This is a genomic window from Accumulibacter sp., assembly GCF_029255285.1.
GTDB lineage: Bacteria > Pseudomonadota > Gammaproteobacteria > Burkholderiales > Rhodocyclaceae > Accumulibacter.
In genome coordinates this window covers 1-13,414 of the sequence record NZ_JAPUVI010000025.1, presented here as the reverse complement: position 1 = coordinate 13,414, position 13,414 = coordinate 1, and the positions used below count along the sequence as shown (strand labels likewise).

Here is a 13,414-nt window from a genome sequence, read left to right as displayed (position 1 = left end):
CGATCACGCTCGCTGCCTTGGACCTGCCTATTTCGGAGATTGATCGTGAGTTCTGCCATTGACCTGATCAAAGCAATACGCAGCGGCCGTCTTCAGGATGTGCGCGCGGTACTGGACGCCGGCGCCAAGGCTGAGCTGGACGACGGCCAGGGCGATCCGGGTCTGCCGCTCGGCGTCGCCTGCTTCATGGGCTTCCCGGACATCGTGCGGGAACTGGTGAGCCGCGGGGCCAAAGTCAATTTGCCTGACAATTCCCGGCCGACGTCGCCTTTGTCGATGGCCATCCGCGGTGGTCGGCATGAAGTGGTCAAGGTTCTCGTCGAACTCGGCGCGGAGATTCCGCCCGGCATGAAGACCGGGCTGACCGAACAGGAGATCATGATCGCCCGCTGGCGCGGGCACCAGTACGGCGCCACGACGACCCCGTTCGGCGGACGTGGCGCGGAGATCCCGGTCGTCGAAGAAATCGAAATGACCCGTTGCTACGGAACGGATACCGCCGTCCTCGATGCCGACATGATCCGGGCCGCTCGGGAAATGGACAAGAAGTAGCCGCCGGTCTCCGCCGGTCAGTTGACCATCGCCCGCGCCAAGGCACTGACCTGCTGCGTGCGGTTGGTCCAGCCGGCACCGAAGACATCGAAATTTTCCAGCGAGCGGTAGTAGGCGAGCCGGTTTTCCGACATTTCGCCGATCATCGCCAGTTGGTCGGCAGCCATTACGGCGGCCAGCGTCTTGGGCCCGACCGAACCGTCGTCGGTCACCCCGGCGGCGCGTTGCAGGAGTTTCACCGAGCGGCGCGGACCGGCATTGACGCCGAAATCGAAGACCATCAGATCGACTCCCGCTGGCAGATCGCCGCAACGCATCGGCAACCAATAGTTGGCGCGGTAGATTTCGGCCGCTTCGCGGCGGGTCAGCGCCTTCAGGTCGGCGATCAGTTTTTCTTTGGCATCGTCCGCCAGTTCATCGAGCTTCAGGCCCTGCCAATCGGCGAGCGTGCGCAGAGTGATGCCCAGGTTGGTCGGACCGCCCGGATCGCGTGCGTGGTCGCTGAAGCCGCCCTCGTGGTCGAGAACGACGGCCAGGCACTTGTCGAACTTTGCATCGCTCGTCGGCGCCGCCGGCGCAGCCGGTCTGGCGCCCCCGGCGGCGATCGCCTGCACCACACGTTCGGTGCGATCGGCCGTGGACGCCGTGAGGTTGAGCGCTACTTCCTGCAGCGAGCGATTGGTCGCATCCTTGTCACGCGAGCTCTGCGACGACCCCAGCCAGAAATTCACCACCGTCGCGAAGGCCGCCGCCAGCGCGCCGACGGTGATGTTGATGGCGTTGGCGACGAGCGGGTTGTCTTCCAGCCGGGTATTGATCAGGACGATCAGGAAGAGGAAGAAACCCGCCGTCACGATCACCGAAACGACAGGCGCGCCCCAGGCGATTGCGCTGCCCGATTGCACCAAATCCACCATGGTGCTGCGTGCGCCCTGGGTGTTTTCCAGCGCTTTTTGGATTGCCGACAGTTCGGCCTGACGCTGCTGCTCGGCTGCCAAATCGATCGCCTTCTGCGTTTCCAGCGCGATTTCGGCCAGACGCACGCGCAACTGAACCGCCAACGCCGGGTCAGCGGCCAGCTTGCGCTGCGCTTCCAGCGCGTCGGGCGTCCCCGTAACCTCCTGTACGACGTTCGCGACCGTGCTGGCGACGACACCTGCCTTGTCGCCGGCCACCATCTTGATCAGTTCGGGAACGATGGACAAAGCCAAAGGAATCAGCGGCAGCATGGACGTTCCTTCCGGAAAGTGATGGTCGGTCAGCGAAGATCGGCGGTTTCAGTATAGGTTGCCCTGGCGAACCCAGTCAATGCGGCGGCAGGTCGCTGACCGATACCCGCCGACCTCAGCGGAGAATTCCGAAGAGATTCGAGAAGGCGTCGGTCCAGGCCGCGAAACCGGGGCGCGGCACGAGTACTTCCGCTTGCTGCAGATCGGCGGGCAGACTCGCCAGCCGCTCGCGGTCCACGATCAGCACCCAGACCGAATAGAGGCAGAAGCGGTCGCCGGGGTCGGGCTGGGCGGTGATGATCAAGGCCGTCCGCCCGAGTGCCTCGGCGGCGGCCGCGACCACCGGCCGCAGGTCGAGGTAGCGGTTGCTGATATTGATGGCCAGCAGGCCGTCAGGCTTCAAATGGCGGAAATAGACCTGCATCGCCTCGCGGGTCAGCAGATGGGTCGGCACCGAATCGCCGGAAAAAGCGTCCATGACCAGCAGATCGAAGTTCTGGGGCGGCTCGCGTTCGAGTACCAGGCGAGCGTCACCGAGCACCGGAACGATGCGCGCCCGGCTGTCGGCGAGGTAGCTGAACTCGCTGCGCGCCAGCTCGAGAACCTGATCGTTGATTTCGTAGATCCGCATCTCGTCGCCCGCGCGGCCGTAGCTGGCCAGGGTCCCGACACCCAGCCCGAGAATGCCGATCCGCCGTGCTTCGTTGCCCGCCAGGCCAAGCATTGCGCGGCCAATGCCGGAGGTTTCGCAGAAATACGCCGTAGGCTGCCGGCGCAGCGCTTCGGCGAGAAACTGTTCGCCATGGTAGATCACGCCATGCACCATCTTGCGCTTGACGCCCAGTTCGTCGTCGACTACGTCGACGACGCGCAACTGGCCGTAGAAGTTGCGTAACACGCGGCGGTAGTCCTTGACGTAGTCGACCGAGATCGCACCCAGCCGCAAACCGTGTGCCAGCAGAAGGGCGAGCAGCAGCCAGCGCCATCGTGGCCGCAGATCGCGCCAGAGGACAACGATGACCAGCACAGCGCACAGGAACAGACCGATCGGCAATTCGAAATAGGCGTTGAACGCTGCCGGGGCGACGAGGCCGACGAGGACCCCGCCGAGCGCGCCTCCGATCGACAGCATCAGATAGAACAGCGTTAGATGGCGGACGGACGGCCGGCGCCGCACCAGCTCGCCGTGACAGATCATGCAGAAGACGAACAGCGCGAACGACAGCAGCCCGATCAGGATAGGCACCGGGAGGCTGCTGCCGGTAAGCACCCGATCGACGGCCAGCAGGGCGATCGGCAGGGCGGCCAGAAATCCGGGCCGGTAGTAGTAGCGCGGCGCGTCGAAGCAAAGGATGAAGCTCAACAGGTAGATGCTGAGCGGCAGCACCCACAGAAAAGGGACCGGGGCGATGTCCTGCGTCAATTGGCGTGTCAGCGCCAGCAGCAGGATCGACGCGGTCATCGCCAGGCCCACCCAGAGCAGGCACTCGTTCCAGGCAGGCGCCGGTGCCGGCGTTGCTTCGGCGCTGACCGTCGCCGCTTCTGACTCGTTCGCCGACCGCCGCCACGACTGCCAGGCGCTGGCCAGGCAAACACCGACGAAGACCACGTAAGCCACCGACCAGCCGATGGCCTGCTCGTGCACCGCGAAATAGGGCTCGACGAACACCGGATAGCTCAGCAGGGCGAGCATCGAAGCCAGATTCGAGAGTGCGTAAAGCCGGTAAGGCATCGCGCTCGAAAAGGCGCGCGCGTACCAGGCCTGCATCAGCGGACCGGTGGTCGACAGCAGCAGATACGGAGCGCCGACGGCCACCGCGAGCACCGCGAGAACACTCCACGTCGGGTTGTCGATCGAGCTGCCCGGCCAGCCCGGCTGGGCGACCACCGGCAGCGTGGCGAGGCTGAGCAACAGCAGGCCGGCATGTACCAGATTCTGGCGACGCGGTGAAAACCACTCGTTCAGCAAATGAACGTAAAGGTAACCGAGGAGCAGCTCGGCCTGGAAAAAAACGAGGCAGACGCTCCAGACCGACGACGACCCGCCGAACCAGGGCAGGATCATCTTGCCGACGATCGGCTGGATCTGGAAAAGCAGGAAAGCCGACAGGAAGACCGTGCAGGCAAAACCGGCGACCGCGAGGCTCACTTCAGGATACTCAGCAGATTCGAGAAATCATCGGTCCATACCTTGAAACCAGGGCGGGGAGCAAGTTTTTCGGCGTTCTTCAAACCCTGTGCCAGCGTCGCCGCCCGTTCCGGACGGGTAATCAGCGCCCACAGCGAATGGCGGCAGAAGCGGTCGCCGTCTTCCGGCTCGAGGTCGAGCAGAAGGGCGCTGCCGCCCAGTTGCGCGGCAGCGCCGGCAACCACCGGGCGCAGATCGAGGTAACGGTTGGTGATGTGGATCGCCAGCACGCCGTCGTCCTTCAGTTGGCGCAGATAGACCTGCATCGCCTCCAGGGTCAGCAGATGAGTCGGGATCGAATCGCCCGAAAAGGCGTCGATGGCCAGCAAGTCGTAGTTCTGCGCCGGCTCGCGCTCGAGCATCAGACGGCCGTCGCCGAGCACGGGGACGATCCGCGCCGCGCTGTCGCCGAGATAGCTGAACTCGTTACGCGCCAGGTCGACCACCTGTTCGTTGATCTCGTAAATGCGCATCTCGTCGCCGGCTCGGCCATAAGTCGCCAGAGTGCCGGTACCCAGGCCGAGGATGCCGATCTTCAGCGGTCCCTGGCCGGCCAGGTGGCGAATCGTCTGGCCGATGCCCGACTTCTCGCAGTAGTAGGCCGTCGGCCGCCGGCGATGCTCGGCCGCCAGGAACTGTTCGCCATGATTGATCCGCCCGTGGTAGATCGCGCGCTTGACCCCCAGGTCGTCGTAGCTCACGTCGGCGACCCGCAACTGGCCGTAGAAGTTGCGCAGCACGCGTCGATACTCGGCCACGTAGTCGACCGAGATCTCGCCGAGACGATAGGTGTAGGCCAGCAGGGCGAGCAGCAGCAGCCAGCGCCAGCCAGGCTTGAGATCACGCCAGAGAACGACGATCGCCAGCCCGGCACAAAGGAACAGGCCGATCGGCAGTTCGAAATAGGCGTTGAACAGCGCCGGAGCGACCAGCCCGACAAAGGAACCGCCGAGCGCACCGCCGATCGACAGCATCAGATAGAACAGCGTCAGGTGGCGAACCGGCGGCCGGCGCCTGACCAGTTCGCCGTGACAGACCATGCAGAAGACGAACAGCGCCAGCGAGAGCAGGGCGACGAGTGCCGGCACCGGCATGCCGCCGCCGTCGACCACGCGATCGAGGGCGAGCAGGGCGATCGGCAGCGCGACGAGGAATCCCGGCCGGTAATAGTAGCGTGGCGCGTCGAAGCAGAGAATGAAGCTCAACAGGTAGATGCTCAGCGGCAGCACCCACAGGAAGGGAACCGGCGCCACATCCTGCGTCAGATGCCGGGTGATGGCCAGCAGCAGGATCGACGCTGTCATCGCCAGGCCGATCCACAGGAGGCACTCGCTCCAGGCCGGGCGCGGCGTTGCCTCGCTGGCGGCAGCGCTTCGCTCGCTTTCCCGTGGGACTCCCTGCCATGACTGCCAGGCGCTTGCCAGGCAGGCGACGACGAAGAAAACATAGGCGATCGACCAGCCCCAGGCTTGGTCGCGCACCGGAAAATACGGCTCGACGAGCAGCGGATAGCTCAACAGCGCGAGCATCGACGCCAGGTTGGACAGCGCATACAGGCGATAGGGCATCAAGCTGTTGAACGAGCGCGCGTACCAGGCCTGCATCAGCGGACCGGTGGTCGACAGCAGCAGATAGGGCAGGCCGACGGCCGCCGCGAGAACGACCAGGACACTCCAGGTGGGGTTGTCGAATCCGCTGCCGAGCGCCGGGTTGGCGATCACCGGCAGCGTCGCCAGACTGAGCAGCAGCAGCACGCCATGCAGAAGGTTCTGACGGCGTGGCGAGAACGACTCGTGCAGCAGATGGACGTAGAGATAACCCAGCAGCAGTTCGGCCTGAAAGAAGACCAGGCAGATGCTCCAGACCGACGACGAACCGCCGAACCAGGGGAGGATCATCTTGGCGACCATCGGCTGGATCTGGAAAAGCAGGAAGGCGGATAGGAAAACGGTCGTGGCGAAGCTGATCATCGAAGAATCCTGGGAGAACGCGAAACGGTGGGTTTCCGGCGGCCGGGCCGACCTTGGTCGCGCTGATTGAACGGTCAGCTTTCGCTGTGTGGCGTTTCTGCCGCCGCCGGCGCCGCGTGCCATCTGCCGGGCGGCACGACGACGTTGCCGGCTGGCTGGACGACGAAGTGCGGCGACATGATCTGCACGCCGTAGGTGTTGAACTGATCCTGGATGTTGGCGTGCAGCGCCGACAGCACGGCGACGCGATCGAGCGGCTTGTCCATGTGTGCGAACAATTCGTACTCGACGTACCAGTCGGCCAGGCTGCGCTGAAAGACGAACGGGCGTGGCGCGGCACGCAAACCGGGGGTCTGCTCGGCGGCCGCGATCAGCATCGCGTGCACCTGCCGCCACGGCGTGTCGTAGCCGATGGTCACCTTGGTCGACACCAGCGTGCCGCGTGCTCCCGCCAGGCGCGAGTAGTTCTTGATCGGGCTGCCGACGAGGACTGCGTTGGGAATCGTCACCTCCTCGTTACGCATGTTGATGATCTTGGTCGACAGCGCACCGACCTCGCTCACCACGCCGACGGTTTCGCCCAGGTCGACGAAGTCGCCGACTGACAGCGCGCGCGAGTACACCAGCACCAGGCCGCTCATGAGCTGATTGACGATTCCCGCCGAGCCCAGCGTCAGCATGAAGCCGAACATTACCGACAAGCCCTTGAAAGCGTCGCTGTCGGACATGGGAATGAAGGGGTAGGCGATCGCGATGCCCAGCCCCCAGATCAGGATCGAGACGATGCGGTGCGTCGCGGTGACGGTTTCCGGATGCAGGCCCGGCACCTGCACCCGACCCTCCTTCGCCGCCTTGAAGAAGTTGCCGACGGCGTCGTTGAACGCCTTGGTGAGGAACAGGATGATGAGCGCCGTGGTGAGCGCGGGCATGGCATGCAGTAACCCCATGCCGAAAGTGTTCAGCAGGCCGAACAGAAAATCCGACAGGCGGTCGCCAAGCGCCTCGGTAAGCGGGAAGCGCGCCAGCACGAAAGTCAGCCAGAGATAGGCGACGCTCAACCAAAGGAAACCCATCAGCAGTTGCGCCACCCGTTGCACCAGCAGCCAGCCGTGCTTCGCCCAGCGCAAGCTGGTCGAAGCGTTCTCGGCTTCGATCACCTTCTGCAGGCGCCCGACCAGCAGGGCGGTTGCCCGCCTGATCAGCCAGAGCACGACGAGCGCGATCAGCGTGGCCAGCAGCGACAGGCCGAGACCTTTCAAGAGCACCATCGGCCGGCTCTGCTCGGCTGCCGCCCGCAGAGCGGCGGTCAATTGCTGCGCCGCTCGCCGCGCTGCCGCGTCGAGCGTCATGCCCTCTTCCGGGTCGAGATCGCCGGCCAGCACGTTGAACAGAACTGCCTCACCGATATGCAGGCTGATGCCGTTCCGGCCGTCGATGGTGAAAGGCGTCAGCGCGATCGGCTGCTCCATCGCCGCCGGTGGCAGTGCTTCGATGCGGTTCAGCGCCCGGCGCACGCGCGCCTCCGGAGTCGCGCCGACGAAGTTGGTCCGGAAAGTGAAGACCGGTCGAAAATGGTATTGCAAGGTCGCTTCCTGGCTGTGCTTCTCGTCCGCTGCCAGTACGTCTGGACTGGCGCCGGAGACGAGCAGGAGACAGGTCAGCAGCACGACGGACAGCTTCGAGCAGAGCAACGAGAGGGAGGTCATGGGGAAATCCGGGCGGCAGCGACGATAGCGGCGAATTATAGCCGCCGCGACGGGCGGCGACCCCATTCCCAGATGGGCGACTCTGCGCGCCGCCGAGAATCACCCTCCAAGCATGACTGGCGCGAGCAGCGAAATCTCCTACGGGGGGGAGCGGGATGGCGTGCTGCCCAAACTGAAAACCTCATCGACCTGCAAGCCCCGCGGGATGTAATGCGTGATCAGGATCATCGTCGCCTTGCCCTTGAGCCGATTGATCGTCTTGGCCAGGTGTTCCGCCGTTTGCTGATCGAGATTGGAAACCGCCTCATCGAAAATCAGAATCCTCGGCCGCTTGAGCAGCGCCCGGGCGATGGCGATGCGCTGTCGCTGCCCACCCGACAGGCCGCTGCCCCGTTCTCCGATCTCGGTCTGGTAAGCCTTGGGCAGCTTCTCGATCACTTCGTGGATCTCGGCGGCCTTGCAGGCGGCGATCACGTCCTCGAAGCTCGCATGCGGATGGGCCATCACCAGATTGTCGTAGAGCGTTCCGGCGAAAAGCACCGTCTCCTGCGGCACGACGCCGAAAGTCGCGCGCAGCTCGTTGGCGGCGAGATACCGGATGTCCTTGCCGTCGAGAGCGATGTGGCCGGCCACCGGCTGGTAGAAACCGAGCATCAGCTTGGCCAGCGTGCTCTTGCCGCAGCCCGAAGGCCCGGTGACCACGGTAAGCCGGCCGGGCTGGAAAGCGAATGTGAGTTGCTGATAGAGCCAAGGATGATGATCGGAATAGCGGAAAGCCAGATCGACGATGGTCAGCCGCCCCTGGCCGGCTTTTTCGTTGTTCGGTGTCAGCGTGTGCGGCTCCAACGGCATGTCGAGGATGTCGCCGAGGCGCTTGACGGCGATGCTGGCTTGCTGGAATTCCTGCCACAGGCCGACGATTCTCAGCAACGGCTGGCTCATCCGCCCGGCGAACATCTGGAAGGCGACGAGCATGCCGACCGTAAAGCCGGTCCGGGGCTCCGTCGCAGAACCGTCGTTCTGCATCACCAGCAGCGCCCCGGTGATGAGGATGGCCAGCGTCATCACCTGTTCCAGTCCATTGGCGACGACGTGGTAGGTATTGCCGACCTGTTTCGTGGCGAAGCCGGCGGCCAGGACCTGGGCGAGGTAGTCGCCATATTTGCGGTCGATGTCCGGCTCCATTTGCAGCGCTTTCACCGTTGCCATGCCGGCAATGTATTCGGTCAGAAACGCCTGATTGCGGGCGCCGAGCAGGAACTGCCGGTTGAGCTTGTCGCGCAGCAGGGGCGCCACGAGAAAGCTGACGCCGGCGATGGCGCCGAGCAGTGAAACGGCAATCAGCGAGAGCTGCCAACTGTAGGCAAACATCACGACCAGGAAGACGAGCAGGAACGGCAAATCGAGAATCAGCGACACGGCCGCGCCGGAAACGAACTCGCGGATCGTTTCGACGCCCTGCAGGCGGGCAACCAGCGTCCCGGTGGGGCGATGTTCGAAGTACGGCAGCGGCAACCGGAGAAGATGCGCGAAGACCTGGCTGCCGAGCACGGCGTCGATGCGGTTGCCGGTATGCAGGACGAGGTATTGGCGCAACCAGGTCATGCCGGCGCTAAACAGCATGAACATGACAAGCGCCATGCCGAGCACGACCAGCGTGCTTTGGCTGTGGTGCACGATGACCTTGTCGATGATGACTTGCGTGAACAGCGGTGTCGCCAGACCGACGAGCTGGATGGCCAGGCTCGCGGTAAGCACGTCACGCCAGATGGCTTTGTATTTGAGCAGTTCGGGGATGAACCAGCGAAAACCGAAGCGTTCATTCTCCGCCGGGAATCCGGCGATCTCTTCCCCTTCGCCGGCCGCCGCCGCCTCCCTGGCGACGACGATGATCCGAGAGGCAAGGTATTCGGCAGCCGTGGCAAGAGGGACGATGTCCGGCGTCTGCTCGCCGGGGCGGCAGTAGAGCAGCCGTTCGCCGTCCACCCGGAGGACGAGGATCGGGGTGCACCCGGCTTCCCGCGAGGAGGATTCGTCCGTCGACGGAGCCGGCACCAGCGAAGGCGGAGCAAGGTTGGCGGGTTGCGGTGCCGCTGGCGCGCGGCGCAGGAAGGCGATCGCCGGCAGTGGCAGTTTCTGCCAGTCGACGCCGGCGAGGGCCAAATCCCCGGTTCTAAACCCGAGTGCGCGGGCGGCGGTGTGAAGAGTGGCCAGAGTGTAGGGCGGCGGGAATTCCTGCGCGATCAGCGCGGCGTCGAACGGCAAGCGATGGAGCGCGCTGAGGCTGCCGAGCAGCCAGAGGACTTCCTGGCACCCGATTTCCTCGAGGAGTGAGATGGGTTGGTGCATGGTCTCTGCTTCTGGAAACTGCGGCTCGTCCGCGAAGCCCTGTCGTTTACGACCACGACTCGTGTGGCCTGGATGAAGGCAAGAAAAAACGATCCGGTCGGCGCCGGCGAGGAGCCGCGCCTACCGTTCCCGCGCCGCTTCATGCCAGGCCTTGCGCACGGGCGAAAGCAGATACTCCGCGACCGTGCGCGTACCGAGCATGATCTCGGCGCTCGTCTGCATGCCGGGACTGAGCGGGAACCTCTCCCCATCCATCTCCAGCCACATCACCTGCAGCGCCACCAGCGCCTTGAAGGCCAGCGGCTGCCCATTGGCCGCCGCCCGGTCGTTAGGCGAACTGCCCGCCCCGATGCTGCCGTCCGTCGCGTCGGCGCTGACATGCTCGACCGTGCCGGCGACCAGGCCGTACTTCTGAAACGGGTAGGCGGCAAACTTGAGTTTCACCGGCAGGTTCCGACGAACGAAGCCGATATCCTCGTTACTCACCCAGACCTCGGCGCGCAGCCTTTCTTCCGTCGGCACCAGCGTCAGCAGCACGGTACCGGGCTGAACGACCGTGCCAGCGGTGTGCGTGGCCAAATCCTTGACGACGCTTTCCTGCGTCGCCCTCAGTTCGAGCAGATTCCTGCGGTGGGACTGCTTGGCCATTTCCTGGGTCAGCTTGTCGTAGGCGCCCTGCGCCTCGTGGCGCTCGTTGTGCAGGTTTCGCCGGTAGTCGGATGCGAGCTGGGCAAGCTTGTTCTCGGACTGCGAGATGCTGGCTTTTGCCGAGGCGATGAGGTGTACCTGGGTCTTCAGTTCCTGTTCCTTCTCGATGCGCTCGCGTTTCTTGTCGCTGGCCATCAGCGCGCCAGCAAAGCCATCCTGCACCAGTTTTTCGTAAGCCTTGTCCTGCTCGCGATAGTGCGGCAGCACCTCGTCGAGTTTGGCTTGCACCTGTTGGGCGGAAGCCAGTTCGGCGCGCGCCTTGAGCAGGCGGCTGCGCTCTTCGGCCTGGGCCGCTTCGAAAGCGTGGCGGTTGGCAAGATAGTGGGCTTCGGCCTCGGCGGCGAGCGTCGGCGGGTCGCCGACTTCGCCCATCCAAGGCGTGCCGCCCAGTTCGGCGTCGATACGGCGCAAGGCCAGACGTTTGCGCTGCCAGTCCGCCTCGATCGCTCTGGCGTCGGCTTCGGTAATCAAGGTATCCATGCGCATCAGCACCTGGCCGGGCGCTACGGTCTCGCCTTCGCGCACGAGGATTTCCTTGACGATACCGGCATCGGCCGGCTGCACGATCTTGACGTAGCTGTGCGGGATGAGCTTGCCTTCGGCGACGGCGACGATGTCGAGCCGGCCGACCAGCGCCCACAGGAGGAGAAAGCCGAGCATGCCGGCCAGCACGTGCAGCACGCGGAGCCCGAGCGGGTTGGGTGGCGTTTCTTGCAGGCGCAGGAGTGGCGGCGAGAAGAGGTGATAGTCGGGAGTGGCCGGCACGGCGCGTGCGGGCAGTCTGAAGGAGAGCTTCATCCGGGAAACCTCCCTTGGAGGCTCCCGGCGGCGTGCTTGGGCGGGCCGTCCGGCGGCGCCGGCGGAGGCGTCGCGGATTCACCCTGCGGGCGAACCGTCGCCAGAAAAAAACGGTCGGTGGGCATGAGAGCTGGCAAGTAATGGCGAGCGGTCACTGGCGGATTCCAGTGGCAAAGGCGGCGGCTTTTCTCTCCGTGGGGTGTCAGCATGGTTGTGCGGCGGGTGCTGGCGGCGCCGGCCAAGGCAGGCGCCAGCCGCGGCCCATTCCGGCCAGAGCCGGAATGGGCGCCGCCGGCAGCGACCCGGCCGGATCAAACGATCCGGTCGACACCTTCCTGCAACCCACGGAAACTTCTCAGGAAGGGTTCGCCGGAACCGGGGAGCGAGACGGGATCGACGCCGCCGCGCATCGGATTGGCGCCACTCTGCGCCAGCCCGGCGAAGCGAAGCGCCTCGCCGGCATGCCCGGCATCGGGCCACGATCCGGCACGATCGCTTTCCTGCAGCAAACGGTTGAGCGTCCTGTCCATTGCCGTCCAGCGCTCGAAGAAGTCATCCTGCACGCGGCTGCCGCTCGGCTGGCGATCGTCGTTGCCGCCGGCGCGCGAGGAATCGACGAACGAACGGAGGCTGTCGCGGTCGAGGTAGGCCAGCCCGCGCCGCTGGCCGCCATCGTCACCCGCCCAGGCTCCGACGCCCCAGGCTCTTTCCCAGTCGCTCTGGCGATCGTCGCCCTGGCGGCCGCCGCGGCTGTCCGGGTGGTCGTCGGAATTCCCCGCCCCTTGATGGTGGCGCGGCCCCGGTGGCGGCATGGCGCAAGCGTTGCCGCCTCCCCCGTGAGAGTGGCCGGCCGCGTTCGTGAAGCGGATGTTGAAGGTGTCCGCGACGCTCGAATTGGCGCCGTGACCGTCGCTGGCGGTAACGACGATGGCGAGATCGCCTTGGGCATTTGCGGGCACGTACCCACTGAAGGTTCGCGTCGCGGCGTCGAATCTCAGCCAGCTTGGCAATGCCGTGCCATTGACCTGGCTGGCCGAGAAAGCGAGCGTGTCGCTCGCATCCCGGTCGGCAAAGCTGTCCGCCGGTATCTGCCAACGGACACGGCTGTTTCTCGCCAGGCTGAGATCTGGCAGCGGGTTTTGCAGCGACGGCACATCATTCGTTCCGCTCACCGTCACCGACAGCTCGCCGACGGAGAAGTCCTGACCGTCGCTCGACCGGTAACTGAAACGATCGACCGCGCGCTCGCCGGCGCCGAGCGCCTGAACCCGTGACGAGAGGTTGTCGAGCAGGTAGCGATAGACGCCGTTGTCCAACAACATCAACATTCCATAGGTGCCGCGACGTGTACCCGCATCGCTCACGCGCAGCGGCGTACGGCCATCGTCATCACGATCGTTGGCGAGCACGTTGCCGAAGGCCGAGGGCCGGCGGTCTTCGATCACCGCCGCCGTATCGGGATTGGCCACGGGGATGGCGTTCCCACCGCTGACGCTGAGCGCAAAGCGCTGGCTCGACGTCGCACCGGCCAAGTCGCTGGCGGTGACGCTGATGTCGTAGTTCGCCGCACCCCCGCTCGGCGTGCCGGAGAACGTCGCCGTCGGGGCGTCGAAGCGCAGCCAGCCCGGCAGTGCTCCGCCACCGTCGAGCGACGCCGACAGAAGCAGGCGGTCGCCAGCGTCCACATCGATAAACGCCGCCGCTGGCAGCTGATACCTGAACGCGCTGCCGCTGCGCGCCGACTGGCTGGCCAGCGGTGTGGACGCCAGCGGTGCATCGTTGACGTTATCGACCGCGAGCGTGAAATCCGCCGCCACGGTTGCGCCGGCACGGTCGGTGGCGCGTACCCGGATGGCCAGCGAACCGACGTCGCCGTTCTGCGGCGTTCCCGAGAAGACGCCGCGCGCGGCGTCG

Annotated in this window: 8 protein-coding genes; 1 reads left to right on the top strand and 7 read right to left on the bottom strand. The window is 65.2% G+C overall.

From position 1 onward, the window contains the following. Nucleotides 1-45 precede the first annotated feature (45 nt). Complete coding sequence (locus Q1M07_RS03635; RefSeq protein ID WP_300450856.1) at nucleotides 46-552, top strand: ankyrin repeat domain-containing protein; 507 nt, start codon at nucleotides 46-48, stop codon at nucleotides 550-552. Between the two features lie 17 nt (nucleotides 553-569). Here the strand turns inward: Q1M07_RS03635 and Q1M07_RS03630 are convergent, their stop codons facing one another. The 7 genes from Q1M07_RS03630 to Q1M07_RS03600 all read right to left on the bottom strand — a co-directional run. Then, nucleotides 570-1,781, bottom strand: a complete 1,212-nt coding sequence (locus Q1M07_RS03630; protein WP_300450854.1) for a glycosyl hydrolase 108 family protein — start codon at nucleotides 1,779-1,781, stop codon at nucleotides 570-572. Nucleotides 1,782-1,896: 115 nt separating this feature from the next. Beyond that, the gene (locus tag Q1M07_RS03625; protein WP_300450851.1) at nucleotides 1,897-3,930 is read right to left on the bottom strand and encodes a fused MFS/spermidine synthase; all 2,034 of its coding nucleotides are present in this window, start codon (nucleotides 3,928-3,930) and stop codon (nucleotides 1,897-1,899) included. Further along, entirely contained in the window at nucleotides 3,927-5,939 is a 2,013-nt protein-coding gene (locus tag Q1M07_RS03620; protein ID WP_300450848.1) for a fused MFS/spermidine synthase, read from the bottom strand. The genes Q1M07_RS03625 and Q1M07_RS03620 overlap by 4 nt, the downstream gene beginning before the upstream one ends. Before the next feature lie 74 nt (nucleotides 5,940-6,013). Continuing rightward, nucleotides 6,014-7,645: a mechanosensitive ion channel domain-containing protein gene (locus Q1M07_RS03615; RefSeq protein WP_300450845.1), complete on the bottom strand. Its 1,632-nt coding sequence runs from the start codon at nucleotides 7,643-7,645 to the stop codon at nucleotides 6,014-6,016. A gap of 138 nt (nucleotides 7,646-7,783) precedes the next feature. Beyond that, nucleotides 7,784-9,994 (bottom strand): peptidase domain-containing ABC transporter, encoded by a 2,211-nt coding sequence (locus tag Q1M07_RS03610; RefSeq protein ID WP_300450842.1) that lies wholly within the window; start codon nucleotides 9,992-9,994, stop codon nucleotides 7,784-7,786. A 120-nt stretch (nucleotides 9,995-10,114) separates the two neighbouring features. After that, complete coding sequence (locus tag Q1M07_RS03605) at nucleotides 10,115-11,500, bottom strand: HlyD family type I secretion periplasmic adaptor subunit (protein WP_300450839.1); 1,386 nt, start codon at nucleotides 11,498-11,500, stop codon at nucleotides 10,115-10,117. A 311-nt stretch (nucleotides 11,501-11,811) separates the two neighbouring features. After that, nucleotides 11,812-13,414, bottom strand: a 1,603-nt coding sequence (locus Q1M07_RS03600) for a putative Ig domain-containing protein (RefSeq protein ID WP_300450836.1), incomplete at its 5' end; no start/stop codon positions are given.